Annotated in this window: 15 protein-coding genes and 1 riboswitch; of the genes, 4 read left to right on the top strand and 11 right to left on the bottom strand. The window is 56.3% G+C overall.

Annotated elements, in window-relative coordinates; translation table 11 throughout:
• Entirely contained in the window at positions 1–1,356 is a 1,356-nt protein-coding gene (locus tag CIK74_RS13505) for a bifunctional o-acetylhomoserine/o-acetylserine sulfhydrylase (RefSeq protein WP_255248480.1), read from the bottom strand.
• A gap of 80 nt (positions 1,357–1,436) precedes the next feature.
• Positions 1,437–1,554, bottom strand: a riboswitch (SAM riboswitch).
• Positions 1,555–1,728: 174 nt separating this feature from the next.
• On the opposite strand from CIK74_RS13505, the gene CIK74_RS13500 reads away from it, so the two are divergent.
• On the top strand, positions 1,729–2,373 hold the full coding sequence (locus CIK74_RS13500; RefSeq protein WP_170947882.1) for a VOC family protein: 645 nt from the start codon (positions 1,729–1,731) through the stop codon (positions 2,371–2,373).
• Between the two features lie 66 nt (positions 2,374–2,439).
• On the opposite strand, the gene CIK74_RS13495 is transcribed toward CIK74_RS13500, so the two are convergent.
• Together CIK74_RS13495 and CIK74_RS13490 are read right to left on the bottom strand one after the other, a co-directional pair.
• A complete protein-coding gene (locus CIK74_RS13495) occupies positions 2,440–2,850 on the bottom strand; it encodes a GNAT family acetyltransferase (RefSeq protein ID WP_096256712.1) in 411 nt (136 codons plus the stop codon).
• 62 nt (positions 2,851–2,912) lie between these two features.
• The gene (locus CIK74_RS13490) at positions 2,913–3,695 is read right to left on the bottom strand and encodes a type II CAAX endopeptidase family protein (protein WP_096256711.1); all 783 of its coding nucleotides are present in this window, start codon (positions 3,693–3,695) and stop codon (positions 2,913–2,915) included.
• Between the two features lie 35 nt (positions 3,696–3,730).
• On the opposite strand from CIK74_RS13490, the gene CIK74_RS13485 reads away from it, so the two are divergent.
• Complete coding sequence (locus tag CIK74_RS13485; protein ID WP_096256710.1) at positions 3,731–4,117, top strand: hypothetical protein; 387 nt, start codon at positions 3,731–3,733, stop codon at positions 4,115–4,117.
• 13 nt (positions 4,118–4,130) lie between these two features.
• A complete protein-coding gene (locus tag CIK74_RS13480; protein WP_141392962.1) occupies positions 4,131–4,586 on the top strand; it encodes a hypothetical protein in 456 nt (151 codons plus the stop codon).
• Positions 4,587–4,784: 198 nt separating this feature from the next.
• Here CIK74_RS13480 and tpx read toward each other — a convergent pair whose 3' ends face one another.
• Positions 4,785–5,282: a thiol peroxidase gene (gene tpx / locus CIK74_RS13475; protein ID WP_096256708.1), complete on the bottom strand. Its 498-nt coding sequence runs from the start codon at positions 5,280–5,282 to the stop codon at positions 4,785–4,787.
• A 98-nt stretch (positions 5,283–5,380) separates the two neighbouring features.
• Between tpx and CIK74_RS13470 the strand changes: the two genes are divergently transcribed.
• Positions 5,381–6,007 (top strand): class I SAM-dependent methyltransferase, encoded by a 627-nt coding sequence (locus CIK74_RS13470; RefSeq protein ID WP_096256707.1) that lies wholly within the window; start codon positions 5,381–5,383, stop codon positions 6,005–6,007.
• Between the two features lie 121 nt (positions 6,008–6,128).
• Here the strand turns inward: CIK74_RS13470 and hutI are convergent, their stop codons facing one another.
• The 7 genes from hutI to tdh form a co-directional block, all read right to left on the bottom strand.
• Positions 6,129–7,316 (bottom strand): imidazolonepropionase, encoded by a 1,188-nt coding sequence (gene hutI, locus CIK74_RS13465; protein WP_096256706.1) that lies wholly within the window; start codon positions 7,314–7,316, stop codon positions 6,129–6,131.
• A 128-nt stretch (positions 7,317–7,444) separates the two neighbouring features.
• Positions 7,445–8,392, bottom strand: coding sequence for a carbohydrate ABC transporter permease (locus CIK74_RS13460; protein WP_096256705.1), 948 nt, complete (start codon positions 8,390–8,392; stop codon positions 7,445–7,447).
• Complete coding sequence (locus CIK74_RS13455; RefSeq protein ID WP_096256704.1) at positions 8,389–9,528, bottom strand: sugar ABC transporter permease; 1,140 nt, start codon at positions 9,526–9,528, stop codon at positions 8,389–8,391. Before CIK74_RS13455 ends, CIK74_RS13460 begins: the two co-directional genes overlap by 4 nt.
• A 67-nt stretch (positions 9,529–9,595) precedes the next feature.
• Positions 9,596–10,951, bottom strand: a complete 1,356-nt coding sequence (locus CIK74_RS13450) for an extracellular solute-binding protein (RefSeq protein WP_041649406.1) — start codon at positions 10,949–10,951, stop codon at positions 9,596–9,598.
• A gap of 136 nt (positions 10,952–11,087) precedes the next feature.
• Entirely contained in the window at positions 11,088–12,104 is a 1,017-nt protein-coding gene (locus CIK74_RS13445) for a LacI family DNA-binding transcriptional regulator (protein ID WP_096256703.1), read from the bottom strand.
• Between the two features lie 88 nt (positions 12,105–12,192).
• Complete coding sequence (locus CIK74_RS13440; RefSeq protein WP_096256702.1) at positions 12,193–13,392, bottom strand: glycine C-acetyltransferase; 1,200 nt, start codon at positions 13,390–13,392, stop codon at positions 12,193–12,195.
• 10 nt (positions 13,393–13,402) lie between these two features.
• The gene (gene tdh, locus CIK74_RS13435; RefSeq protein WP_096256701.1) at positions 13,403–14,449 is read right to left on the bottom strand and encodes an L-threonine 3-dehydrogenase; all 1,047 of its coding nucleotides are present in this window, start codon (positions 14,447–14,449) and stop codon (positions 13,403–13,405) included.
• Between the last annotated feature and the right edge of the window lie 63 nt (positions 14,450–14,512).

Raw genomic sequence — 14,512 nt, 5'->3', positions numbered from 1 at the left:
CTAAAGGGTTTCCTGCAATTCCTGGTGAGAGAGCTGCTTAGTGGCAGCAAAACCAAGTTGCAGATCAGCGAGAATATCCTTGATGTTTTCAAGTCCCACACTCAACCGAACGAGGCCCGGACGCACACCGGCGGCCAGACGTTCGTCTTCGGTCAATTGCGCGTGGGTGGTCGACGCCGGGTGGATGACGAGCGAACGAACGTCACCGAGGTTGGCCACATGTGAATGCAGCTCCAGCGCATCCACAAAAGCCTTGCCAGCTTCGAGTCCACCAGCAATATCGAAGGCAATAATCGCGCCGACACCGTTTGCCGAGTACTTCTGTCCGCGTTCAAACCACGGCGAGGAAGGCAGGCCAGCGTAAGCGACCTTTTCAACCTGCTCCTGGCTTTCAAGCCAGACGGCTACTTCCTTCGCGTTTTGCACGTGACGCTCGATACGCAGAGACAAAGTCTCCAGACCTTGAGCAATAAGGAAAGCATTAAACGGTGCGACAGCCGCGCCCAGATCGCGGAGCAACTGCACGCGAGCCTTCAGAATGTAGGCAAGATTGGCACCAAGGATGCCATCAACGCCCAGATCGCGGGCGAACACCAAACCGTTGTAGGACTCATCGGGGGTGTTGAAGTCCGGGAAACGTTCCGGATCCTTCGCAAAATCAAATTTGCCCGAGTCCACGATTACGCCGGCAATGGCGGTGCCGTGACCACCGAGGTACTTGGTGGCCGAGTGGATGACGATATCCGCGCCCCACTCGATGGGGCGGATCAGATATGGGGTTGCCAAGGTGTTATCAACCAGCAGTGGAACCCCGACCTCATGGGCAATCTGTGAGACTCCCTCGATGTCCAAAATGTCTTGGCGCGGGTTGGAGACGACTTCACCGAAGAAGGCCTTGGTATTTGGCTTCACCGCTGCACGCCACTGATCCAAGTTGTCTGGATCCGCCACGAAGGTGACCTCGATACCGAGCTTGCGCAGCGTGTGCTTGAGCAGGTTCTGCGTTCCACCGTAGAGGCTCGGGCTGGCCACCAAGTGGTCTCCAGACTGAGCCAAGTTGAGAATTGCGAGGGTGGTTGCTGCCTGCCCCGAGGCGACCAGCAGTGCGCCGACGCCGCCTTCAAGATCCGCGATACGGTTTTCGACCGCTTCCTGCGTTGGATTACCGATACGGGTGTAAATCGGCTCCAGCTCCTGCAGTGCGAAGCGAGCCGCGGCGCTCTCGGCGTTCGGGAAAACAAAAGACGTGGTTTGGAAAATCGGCAGGGCACGCGCACCGGTGACCGGATCTGGTTGCTGCCCGGAATGGATCTGACGTGTTTCAAAAGACCAGTTGTTACTCATGGTTTCCTCCATATTGTTTGTCGACTATGGGGGTACACCACTCAAAAACACACCGACGGCAAATTCCTCGTCGAGGAGCTTTCGAAGGGGGTAACCCGCGCTTGTCCTCAACGCTTGGTGCGTCGAGGGCCAGGTCTTCACCCGGGGCACCCCACCGCGGCGGAGGGTTGCCGCCCAGTAAGCCGGGGCTTGTTACTGGGACTCATGACCTGACTCAAGTCTGCCCGATAGCCGAAGAATTTGGCAATATGAGATAGCTTAACGTGACTCAATCGGTCATATAGATCTTTAATGAAGAAATTTATGCAGACTGTTCGATCCCACCATTACCACTTAGGGTCGCCTAAGTCGAGACTGAGATCACATAGTGACATGATGGGGCACATGATGAGGCTAGATCACGTTAGTTACGCATGTGGCCCCGATGGGCTCATGCCAACCGCCGAAAGAATCTCCAAGGCTTTGGGCCTGGAATTCGTCAAGGGGGGCGTACATCCGCGTTTTGGAACGCGGAATGTAATTTTCCCGCTCAAGCACAACCAGTACCTAGAAGTTGTTGAAGTTCTAAACCACCCTTCCAGCGACAAAGCACCGTTTGGGCAGGCAGTACGAGCCCGCTCCGAGCTTGGCGGCGGCTGGATGGGATGGTGCGTTTCCGTTGAAGACCTCTCCAGCGCCGAAGAGCGGCTGGGACGTAAATCTGTTCCGGGAAACCGCAAGTTCCCAGACGGCCGCGAACTCACCTGGCAGCAAGTTGGAATCAAGGGGCTCATCGCTGATCCGCAGGTTCCGTATTTGCTTCGCTGGGACGCAGGAACGGAGGATCTGCACCCTTCGAAGGCTCTAGAGCCTGTAGGTGCGATTCAAAGCATCACTATCGCTGGTTCCCGCGACCGCGTCCTAGACTGGCTAGGCCAGCCAGAGAACGTCAATCTTGGCGCGGTGAGCATGGAATACGAAGCACCCAACGGCACTCCGGGCATCTTGTCGGTCACCTTTGAAACCGACAATGGTTTGGTCACGCTATAACAAAGAACGTCGAAATAAAGGGTAGGTGCGGACGGCAACGTCCTCGCCTACCCTTTGTCGTTCCAACTATCCAAGCCTTTTGCCTAGGACCACCACTTCTTGAGCTTCGTAGCCTAGCCGCTCGTAAAATCCGATCACATCAGTGTTCTCGGTACGCACCATGAGCTGTACTTTGGGCACCCCTTGTTCAGCAAGCCAACGCGACGCTGCCCCCATAATCTCCTGTCCAAACCCCTGGCCCTGCATGCCGGGTTGGACCGCCACGTAATATAGCCAGCCTCGGTGTCCGTCGAACCCAACCATGGCTGTAGCTACCAGTCTTTGCTCATGACGTCCCGCAAGAATCGTAGAGCTCTGATTCTCCAGTGTTTTACGTGCATCTGCCTCCGGATCATTCCATGGCCGCGTAAGCTCGACGCTCCGCCACAGGGCTGTTGCTTCGCCTATTTCGGTCAGTTTGAGTTCACTGATTTGCATAAGTAAAACGTACCGTTGAAAACGTCGTTTATTGCTATTGCGCAATGCTTGCCGTTGTGGGGTTAGCCTCCGATACCGATAGCGGGGCCGAAGAGCATGAACCCGACAAATCCCACTGCGTCCAACAAGAAGTGCGCGATCACCAACGGCATCACTCGCCCATATTTCTGGTAAATCCAACCGAAAATCACACCCATGGCTATGTTTCCCAGCATCGGGCCGACGCCTTGGTAGAGGTGGTAGCTACCGCGGATCAGCGCAGATCCGAGAATCAGCGTCCACGGTCCCAGGTTCAGCTTCTTACCGTAGGTAAACAGGAAACCGAGCATGATCACTTCTTCAAGCACCGCGTGGCGTACGGCAGAAAGCAGCAGCACCGGCACGCTCCACCAATAGTCACCAAGATTAGCCGTGGACAACGCGGTGGTTACTCCCAAGGCACGGCCTGCGGCATATACGCCCAGGGTTCCAAGGCCCATGGCAAGAAACAATCCGGCCCCAAGTAACAGATCTTTACCCGGACGGCGGAAGTCGAACCCTACATCCTTCACGCTTCGGCCCAGGGTGCGGTGCATCAAATACAGTGCGAGAAGAACCGGGATCAGTGCGAAGAAAATATCCAGCAACTGATAGGACAGGTCGAAGTATTCGCGCGTGTTTAACGGATTATTCATCGACGTGGTCTGGTCGCGCAACGGCGCACGGCTCACCTTGTCGGCGAAACTAATCAGTGAATACACCGCGCTCTGCCCCAAAGACAGGGCTAGAACCAAGATGATCTCAAACCTGAGAGTTTTGCGGGTTGCTGTCTGCTCAATTTGTTCAGCGTTCACATTTTCGATCATAGGCTGATCTGACTGTGCGCGTGCTGAGGAGCCTCATGACTAACCTGCGACAACCTGAAGTTGAGACCACCAGCAAGCTGAACAAAAAGAGTGCGAGTGAGTCGTCCTGTGGCATCGGAGGAAAAGGCGGGAAAGGCAATTTGTCGCGTTCAGTCACCGCCTCAGCTAGCTTGTCTGCAGGTGGAGGTGTGGGCATCAAAGCATTCAACGCAAATACGAACTTCACGGTCCAAAGCTCGCTAACTACAATTTTGTCTTCCGCGTCGTCTAAAATGAACTCACGTCAAATGTATGTTGCTCGCCCACAAAGCACTTTCTACATCTTCAAATGGCGGCAGTACACTGCGGGATTCAAAACTTCGAGCGGATCAGGGACTGCAATTTCTCCTACGGGAATCCAGTTCCGAGTAGTTGCTGCCTAACAAGGAATTAATCTTGAGATCAAAAAGCACTCTAATTTTCGCAACAATCGTTGCACTTGCCCTCTCATTCACAGGTTGCTCCGTTGGCAAATCAGAAATCTCCACACCATCAACAGGACCGTCGCTAGTGCCGATGCAAAAAAATGAAATTGCGGCGACCAAAACGACCATCGAAGAAAAGATCCAAACTGTCTCAGTTGGAATTCCACTGAATGGTGGCCAATATTCGCCGGTACTTGGACGCAAAGGCGAAGACACCTCGTCCACCGTGGTATGGCAGGATGACAAGCACCAGGATCAGGGAAAAATCAAAGTCATTTGCACGCCTGAAGGTGGGACTGTTCAGGAACAGATTGATGTCAACGGCTTTTCAAGCTCGCTAAGCTTCATCGTTAATGAATTGCAGGGGCGAGATTTATCGGTTTCGATCGCCCCTACTCACTCTCTAAAAGCTAGTAAGACTGCTTAACCAATCAGCCAAACCCGCAACTCGCCGAATAAGCGAGATCTCATTCGATGTTTTACGTCCGATTCAGATCATAAACGTCTGCCGAAGTATGCGTGGAGCAAACGGTAGTCATTGACCCCATTTATTGTTTAGACGCAAAATGCCCACCCGAGCACGGGTGGGCATTTTCTGCGCATCATTATCGATGCGAACAAGCGACTAGCTCAGAGCTGCAATTGCAGCATCGTAATCTGGCTCGGTGGTGATTTCCGGAACGATCTGGGTGTAAACGACCTTGCCGGTCTCGTCCAAGACGACGACGGAACGTGCCAAGAGGCCCGCTAGTGGCCCATCTACCTGGGTCACGCCGTAGTCCGAGCCAAAGTCCGAGCGGAACACGGAAGCAGCGGTCACATTTTCGATGTTCTCTGCACCGCAGAAGCGGCCCAAGGCGAATGGCAGGTCAGCGGAAACGCACACTACGGTGGTGTTTTCCAGGCCGGCAGCCAGTTCGTTGAAACGGCGAACGCTGGCAGCGCAGACACCGGTATCAACTGATGGGAAGATGTTCAGGACTACGCGGCGGCCAGCCAGCGACTCGCTGGTGACATCTGCAAGGCCGGTGTCGGTGAGGGTGAATGCTGGAGCCTGCGAGCCTACGGCTGGCAGTTCACCAATGGTCTGTACGGGAGTTCCCTTAAAAGCAGTATTAGCCATAGGTCTTGTTTATCATGGATGCCTAATCCGGAGCCATATTTTCAGCCAACAAGCGCAAACAAGTCGCTCACGCCTTGTGCTCATGCAAGACTGTGGAGATGGGCACGAACTACGATGCATATGCGGCCAAGATGCGAGCGCTGACTCTGGACGGTACTGATTTGGAAGTAGTCGCCCGATTCACTGACATGCTATGCCACCGTGAATCACAGGTTCTGGACATCGGCTGCGGCGTGGGCAATACGGTCAATGCGCTGCGCCGCATGGGACACCATGCCTACGGCATAGACCCCACACCCCAAGTCCTGGAAGTAGCTGCAGAGCTATTCGACGGGACCTGGTTCAGGCAGCTGTCAGCGAATCAGCTGGAGAGCGCCTCTTTGCGCAGCCATGGCCTGCCCGAACAGTACGACGCCATTTTGCTGGCCGGCAATGTTCCGGCATTCATCCCACGCGAACAGCTACGGGGAATTTTCAGTTTGGCCGATCAGGTGCTCAGTTCTTCGGGCGTGCTCATTATCGGCACCACCAGCCATACCAAAGGCGGGTCAGCAGACCAGGACGAGCTTCGCCAAGGTACTTCGCTGCAACTGATGCAACGATTCTCCGACTGGCATTTATCTCCCTACCAGTCAGATTCCCCGTGGTCGGTCAGCGTCTACGCGCACATCAAGCAGCGTTCCGGGTTCCCGAGCCCAGACGGAATATTCGTATTGCCGTCCTAGTCTCATGGACAGTGAGAGTCGAAATGGCGGCTACCATTTCATCGGCTTCCTCACTCGCCGGCGGGAATCCCCGAGCATAGTGTCCGGTGCAGCACGGTTCTCGGTGGCCTGCGGCAAACCGCTAGATTGCTTTGCCGGCCCGATATACGCTGTGGGTCAGGTTCATTCCGGGACGGTATGCCAGATGCGCAGCAACCGGAGCGTCAAGCACATGCAGATCAGCACGTTTGCCTACCTCGATGGAACCGGTTTGGCCGGCAACTCCGAGGGCCAAGGCGCCGCCGTAGGTTGCCGCTTCGATTGCCTCAGCCAGCGACAGGTTCATTTGGAGCACTGCGGTAGCCACGCAGAAGTTCATATTGCTCGTGTAGCTGGTACCCGGATTGCAGTTGCTGGCCAAAGCAATTCGCACACCTGCATCAAGCAGTTCGCGGCCCGGTGCAAGCGGCTGTCGCGTAGACAGGTCGCAGGCGGGCAAGCAGGTTGCTACCGTGCCCGGAGTTCCTGTCCGTGTGGCTGAGTCCCAGCCGGCCCAACTTCCGGCGAGCGCCTGGATGTCCTCTTCCTCCAGATAATTCACGTGGTCTACAGAGTGGCTGCCGAACTCCACTGCCAGCTGCACTCCTGGGCCAGGACCCAGCTGGTTTCCGTGGACCTTGGTCGCCAGTCCCTTTGCCCTTGCCGCTTCCAGGACCCGGCGCGATTGTTCTTCAGTGAAAGCTCCGCGTTCGCAGAAGACATCGACGAAGTCAACGTTATCTGCCACGGCATCCAGCATCGGGCCAGTTACCAACTCCGTGTACTCATCGGCATCCCATCCTGCAGGTACCAAGTGCGCACCGAGGAAGGTCAAGGAATCAACCAGCGGTTTGCCCAGCACCGAATGCCGGGTCTCTTCATCCACTGCCAGGCCATAACCGGTCTTGGTTTCCATCCATGTGGTGCCCATTGCCAGAGCTTCCGCCCGGCGTGCAGCCACAGCTTCGTTCAGCTCGTTATCGGAAAGCTGGCTGGTAGCTGAAGTGGTGACCGCGATGCCGCCGGCGGCATACGACTGCCCGGCCATGCGCGCCACGAATTCTTCGGCCCGGTCGCCCCCGAAAATCAGGTGGCTGTGGGAGTCAACCCAGCCGGGCAAAACCGCACGCCCGCCGAGATCAATCGATTCATCGGCTTGCGGTGCCTGGCCCATGTCACCGACCCATGCGATCAGGCTGTCTTGGATCAGCACCGCGGCGTGTTCCAACACCCGGGCGTTTTGGTCAACCGTAGTCAGCTGTCCAATGTTGGTAAGCAACAGGGTTGCCATGAGAATTCCGCCTTCGTGGTGTTGCTGGTCCTTTAGGCATGAGCCTACCTAGGATCCATGGCGTGGGAACAGAGAACCAGAGGGTGTCCGTCNNGACGGACACCCTCTGGTTCTGGAACGAGCTCGACTTAGCCCTTGCTGGCTCCTGCCAGCAAACCTCGCACGAAGAATCGTTGCAGTGCGAAGAAGACAACCAGCGGAATGATCATCGAGATGAAAGCTCCGGCTGTGAGCAGCTCCCACGATTGGCCATAAGAACCTGAGAGGTCTTGAAGCGCCTTGGTAATCGGAAGTTCCCCACCGGAGGTGAAGACCGTGGCCACCAGCAAGTCATTCCATACCCAGAGGAATTGGAAAATTCCAAACGACGCGATGGCAGGAGTCGCCAGCGGAAGGACGATACGAGTGAATATAGTTCCGTGCCCGGCACCGTCTACTCGTGCAGCTTCAATGACTTCTTCCGGGATTTCCGAAATGAAGTTATGCAGCATGAAGATCGCCAGAGGCAAGGCGAAAATCGTATGGGCAATCCAAACCTTGGCATAGGCGCCGTCGAGCCCATTAACGCCTAGCCCGGGAAGGATATACAACCCACCGATTTTCACGCCATCGGAAAACATCTGCAGCAGTGGAACCAGCGCCATCTGGATCGGGACAATCTGCAATGCAAAGACCAAGATGAATAGAGTGTTGCGCCCTTTGAAATTGATCCAGGCAAAAGCGTAGGCCGCCAAGCTGGCAATGATGATCGGGATGATGGCAGCCGGGATCGTAATGACCAAGGAGTTCAAGAACGCCTTGGACAGCGGCAAGCTGTCGCCCGAGACGAACGCTTGCGCGTAGTTCTCCAGCGTAAATGACGGGTTGGACAGGGCCGTCCACCAGCCAGTGGTTTTGATGTCGTTGGCTTCACGGAATGAAGAGACAAAAAGCCCAAATGTCGGGATGGTCCAGATCGCGGCGATAAGGAACGCAGCGGCCGTGGCAATTCGAGACGAACTGGCCTTGCGCAGTTTCCCGCCGGTTTTTTCGGTGGCTTTAAGCAAGCGGCGCGAGGAATCACTGACCGTACTCATCGAGTGCCTCCTTGTTTCTTTTGCTGGCGAACGTTGTAGATGATGATCGGAAGCACCAGGACAAACAGGACTACTGCCAATGCGGAGCTGTATCCGGTGCGGCTGCCCAGCTGGAACTGCCGGACCATTTCGTAGGCCAGAACCGTGGTCTCGGAGCGTCCACCGGTCATGGAGGACACGATGTCATAGACCTTCAGCGAAGCAATGGAAATGGTGGTCAGCACAACGATGACCGATGAGCGGATTCCCGGCAGCGTGACATTCATGAAGCTCTGCCACGGGGTGGTACCGTCCAAGGCAGCTGCTTCAAGCTGTTCGGCAGGGACCGCTTTAATTGCCGCGGACAGAATCACCATGGCGAAGCCAGCTTGGGTCCAGATCAGGATGATGACCAGGAACAGGGTGTTCCATGGTTCCAGTCCTAGCCAGTCCACCGGTTTCGCCCCGAAGGCGGTGATGATTGCGTTCAATACGCCAATTTGTTCGCCTTGCCGCACATCATAGAAGAATTTGAAGATGATCGACGCGCCAACAAATGAAATTGCCATCGGCATGAAAACGAGCAGCTTGAAGAACTTCTCACCACGGCTCTTGTCGATGAAGGCGGCGTAGGCCAAGCCGATAATCGTTGAAACCACCGGGGCTACCAAGACCCAGACCAGCGTATTGAGCAGGGCGGTCAAGCCATCGGGGCTGGTAAAGACCCAGGCGAAGTTCGCCAGCCCGGCAAATCCGGAGCCGTCGTTGGTCATGAAAGCACTAATTGCTGTTCGGATGGTTGGGTAAATCAGCCCTATTGCCAGCAAGATCATGGCCGGGGCCAGGAATCCTGTTAGCTGAAGAAAAGTGCCGGCCCCCGACCGTGAGCGGCGGTCATAGAAATACACGGCAAGACCGAGAACGGCAGCCACTGCGGCGACCCACATGACCGAGGCATATAGCCCGAGCAATAAGAGTATTACTACAGGAACGAGCACGGAGGCGAGCAAACGAAGAATTGCGAAGCCACGTCCACGGTTCGTAGAAACCTCAACGAACGCAAGTACCAGGCCGATCACCACGGCAAAGGAAAGCAAAATTACCGGTATTTGAAGAAGCGGTGACAAGCCGGCAAGCCACTGGAAAAAATCAGACACGAATCATATCTCCTTTAAAGCTGGAGAAGGCCGGTTGAACCGGCCTCCCCCACTTATTCACTGGTGACTAAGAGTCGTAACCGGCTTGGATGTTCTCTAGAACTTCCTTGGTGGGCTTCCCATCGATCCAGTCCACAATTCCCTTCCAGAAGGAATCGGCACCGACGCTCTTTGGCATCAGGTCAGATCCGTCGAAACGGAAAGTGGTGCTTGGATCCTGCAGCAGTTCCACCGCAGAGCGCAGCAGATCACTGCTGGCATTTTCTGGATCAAGGCCGGAGTTTGCCGAGATCACGCCACCGAGCTTAACTCGGCTATTGGCCCAGTCTGCACTGGCCAGGTATTCCTGCACCTTCGCAGTGTCTTCGTCGTTCGAGAAGGCCGCGACGAATTCGCCACCGCCGACAACCGAAGTTGGATCACCCTCGTTGAATTGTGGTGCGATGAATGCCCAGACATCTCCGTCAGGAGCTACCGTAGGTGTTTCACCGTCTGCGTTCTTGGCATCAAGGATGAAGCCTTCGAGGAATGAAGCCTGGTGGGTCAGCGGGCAAGTGCCCTTGGCAACTGCGGTGCCAATGTCACCAAACGCGGTGGCATTAATGGACTTTACATCTCCATAGCCTGCGTTGACCTGCTTTGGATCCAGCAAGATCTCGCCAACTGAATCAAATGCGCTGGTGATTTCTGGCGAGGTGAATTCCAGTTCTCCGGACACCCATTTGTCATAGGCTTCGGTACCCGACTGGCGCAGGACAGCGTCCTCAATCCAGTCAGTGCCTGGCCAACCCGATGCTTCGCCCGAGGCAAATCCTGCACACCAGGCAGGCTCATCGGTCTTCTTGGTAATTTCGGTTCCCAGGGCGGTCATTTCGTCCCAAGTCTTGGGAACGCTTACGCCCCATTCCTCGAACTGTTTGGGCGAATACCAGATGTAGCCCTTGACGCTGGCCATCAGCGGTGCACCATACTGGACGCCGTCCACCTTGCCGTAGTTCTGCCAGTCCTCAGACCAGTTCTTCCCCACTTCAGCTTGGGCGCCTTCAGGAAGTTTCTGCACCTTGCCCGAGGCTACGGTAGCTTCCAGCAAACCTGGCTGAGGGAAGACTGCTAGGTCAGGCGTATCTCCGCCCTGGACCTTGATGCCCAACTGGGATTCGAAGTTCTTGTCGCCGGTGTAGCGGATCTTGATGCCGTTCTCTTCAGACCAGTCGGCCCAGGACTTCTCGAGCAGCTCAGCTTCGGTGCCAGTGACTGGTCCGTAGACATCCACCACGCCGTCGGATTCGGCAACCTGGGTCTCCCCGCCTTGGGCATTGGGATCATTGGGATCTGCTCCCCCGGAGCAACCGGCCAGCAGCAAACCGATTGAGGCCACGGAAAGGGCGGGAACGAGCTTCAACCCACGTTTTGTTTTCTTCATGATGCCTTCCACTTTTGAGTTGTACCCTGCGGGAAGTTCCAGCTTGGCACGAGTGATCCCCTCCATAGTGACGCAGATCATCGACGCGCGTCAACAGCTGAGCGCACGAGACCCGGAGAAAATCCTCAAGAGGGGGCTAAACGGGAGCTATTCCAGAACTTTCCCTGATCACCATGACGGGAGTGACGAGCTGTTGAATGACGTCGCTGGATCGGCCTTCGATTTGTTCCACCAGCGCGTCAACCGCGGTGTGGGCAATAACTTCACCGGAAGGTGCCACCGTGGTCAGCGCAGGCGAAACCATTTCTGCCGAACGGTCACCGATTCCCAAAGCGACAACCGAGACGTCCGCTGGAATCGACAAGCCAGCCATTCCTGCGGCATTCAGGAAACCAGCAGTGGCGAACTCTTTGAGTCCTACCACCGCACTCGGGCGCGGGTTGAATTTCAGGTAGCCGTCCAAGGCTTGCCGGCCACCGCGGGCGTTATTCTCCACGGGCATCTCAACAATTGACATATTCTGTGCCTGCGCTGATTCGGTGATGGCTCGTGCGGTACGGATTGCCGGGCCATTGCCAGCGGCCTGATCTTGTTGCGAAACATTGATGTACATGATGGATCGGTGACCCAATTCGGCCAGATGCTCTATTGCTAGGCGTCCTGCTTCAGCGAAATCATTGTCAACATAAATCACGTCATCGCTGTCATCGGGCCGGCCAATGGAAGCGAAAGGAATTTTGGCGCGACGCAGAACATCAAAGCGCGGATCAGAAATTGAAACCTCCATGAGCAGCACTCCGGCCACTAATTTCTGCGCAACAAGGCTTTCCATGCCCATGACGTCGGTCATCGGGTTGGACCAGAGCAGCATGTGATAGCCCAGGGCACGAGCCCGCTCCATGGCCGCAGTGACATACTCGAACTCAGTGGATGAATAGCCGTCAACACTGGTTGGAAAATGCAATGCAAGGATGCCGCGACGTGCGCCCGCCAGCCCCTGAGCAAAAGCGTTCGGGGTGTAATTCAAGTCCCGCATGGCGGCCAAGACCTTGGCCTTGGTCGCATCTGAGATAGTGCGCCGTCCACTGATCACGTAGGAAACGGTACTGGGAGATACGCCGGCAAGGCGTGCAACATCGTCCCTTGTAGCCATTTGTCCTCCGCTTCAACATGCAGTTACGTAGCTTCTATTGAAACACGTCAGTGAACGGGCGCACTGTCATCAGCTGTGCAAATGCCGGCTACCGGCTGGCTACGAATGCCTGCACGCAGGCTTCGATATCCTCAGCCGAATGCGCAGCAGAAAGCTGGACTCGGATACGCGCGGCACCCTTTGGCACCACAGGGAAGCTGAAGGCGGTCACGAAGACGCCCTGCTCCAGCATCTTGCCTGCAACTTCTGCGGCCTTGACCGCATCGCCGAACATCACCGGAATGATGGCGTGCTCGCCGTCAAGCAGATCAAAACCTTCCTCGGTCATCCGGCGGCGGAAGTGCGCCGCGTTTTCGAAGAGCTTCTCGCGCAGATCACCTGAACCTTCCACCAGGTCCAGTGCGGTCAGCGTGGCAGCCACGATGGACGGAGCAAGTGAGTTGGAGAACAGGTAGGGGCGGGCCTTCTGGCGAAGCATCGCCACGATCTCGCCACGGCCGGAAACGTAACCGCCCGAGGCTCCGCCCAAGGCCTTGCCGAAGGTGCCGGTGTAGATATCTACACGGTCAGAGACCCCTGCGTGTTCCGGAGTTCCGGCGCCGGTGGCTCCCATGAAGCCCACCGCGTGAGAATCATCCACCATGACCAATGCGCCATACTTGTCAGCCAGATCGCAGATGGCTTCCAGGGGAGCCAAGAAGCCGTCCATGGAGAACACACCGTCGGTGACGATGATGGTGCGGCGAGCGCCTGCCCCATCATTTGATGCCGCAACTGCTTGCAGCTGAGTTTCCAGATCCGCCATATCCTGGTTGGCATAGCGGAAACGTGCTGCCTTGGACAAACGAATGCCATCGATGATCGATGCGTGGTTCAGCGCATCGGAGATGATCGCGTCTTCCTTGCCGAACAAGGATTCAAAAACTCCGCCATTGGCGTCGAAGCAACTGGAGAACAGGATCGTGTCTTCGGTTCCGAGGAATGCCGAGAGCTTTGCTTCAAGTTCAAGGTGCAAATCCTGGGTACCGCAGATGAATCGGACCGAGGCCATGCCGAAGCCACGTTCGTCCATGGCGTTTTTCGCCGCGTCAATGATGCGCGCGTCATCTGCCAAACCGAGGTAGTTGTTCGCGCAGAAGTTCAGTACCTTACGCGATTCACTGCCCAGGGAACCAGCCATGATCGAGGCCGACTGCGCCGAGTCGATGTGGCGTTCTGCTTTAAAAAGTCCTGCTTCTTTGAGCTGTTCCAGTTCCGCGGACAGCTGGTCTTTCATATCTGTGTACATGTCATATCTCCTAGAAAACTGTCCAGTCCAAAACAACCTTGCCGCCGTGCCCACCGCGTGCGGCGGTGAATCCGTCCTGCCATTCGGTGGCAGGGATGAAGTCGGTAACTACCGAAGCTACGCGTTCGCGCAAAACGTCCGAGGTGGTGAGCATGGCGCTCATGGCGTACCAAGTTTCAAACATTTCGCGCCCATAGATCCCCTTCAAGGTGAGCATGTGGGTGACAACCTTGCCCCAGTTGATGTCGATCGATTCGCTGGGAAGTCCCAGCATGCTGATCTTGCCGCCGTGGTTCATGTTTTCGATCATTTCTGGCAATGCGGTCTTGTGCCCCGACATTTCCATGCCGAAGTCGAAACCTTCGCGCATGCCCAGTTCCTTCTGAGCGTCGGCGACGCGCTGCTTAGAAACGTTGATGGCGAGGTTTACGCCCATGCTGCGGGCCAGTTCCAGGCGTTGCTCGGAGACGTCGGTGATGGCGATGTTGCGCGCTCCGGCATGGCGGGCTACCGCTGCCGCCATCAAACCGATGGGTCCCGCTCCGGTGATCAGGACATCCTCGCCGACCATGGGGAACTGCAGCGCGGTGTGTACCGCATTGCCGAACGGATCAAAAATTGCGCCGAGCAGCGGGGTGATGCGCTCGTCGCGGTGAATGTACACATTGCTTGCCGGAATTACCACGTATTCGGCGAACGCGCCATCGCGCTGCACGCCAACGGAATTGACGTTGATGCACATGTGCGGGCGTCCGGCGCGGCAATTTCTGCAGATACCGCAGACCACGTGGCCCTCGCCGGAAACGCGGTCTCCGACTTTAACGCCGTGTGCGAAGGATCCAACCTCCACGACTTCGCCGTAAAACTCGTGCCCCGGGACCAGCGGTGTGTTGATCATGGCCTGCGCGGCCTCATCATAGGCTTCAATATGCAGGTCGGTGCCGCAGATGCCAGCGGTCATGACGCGGATTTTCACGTCATGGGCTCCGGTCTCTGGCTCAGGCCGGTCAACGAGTTCCAGTCCGGCGTGTGGGCCGGACTTATATAGAGCTTTCATGCTGGTTCCTTTGAGATCGGGCACCGAGGTGCGCACGACAGACTTGGCGTTGCTTCAAGTGTC

Source organism: Glutamicibacter sp. BW77 (genome assembly GCF_002332285.1).
In the GTDB taxonomy this organism is placed as follows: Bacteria; Actinomycetota; Actinomycetes; order Actinomycetales; family Micrococcaceae; genus Glutamicibacter; species Glutamicibacter bergerei.
This window is presented reverse-complemented; position numbering and strand designations above follow the sequence as displayed.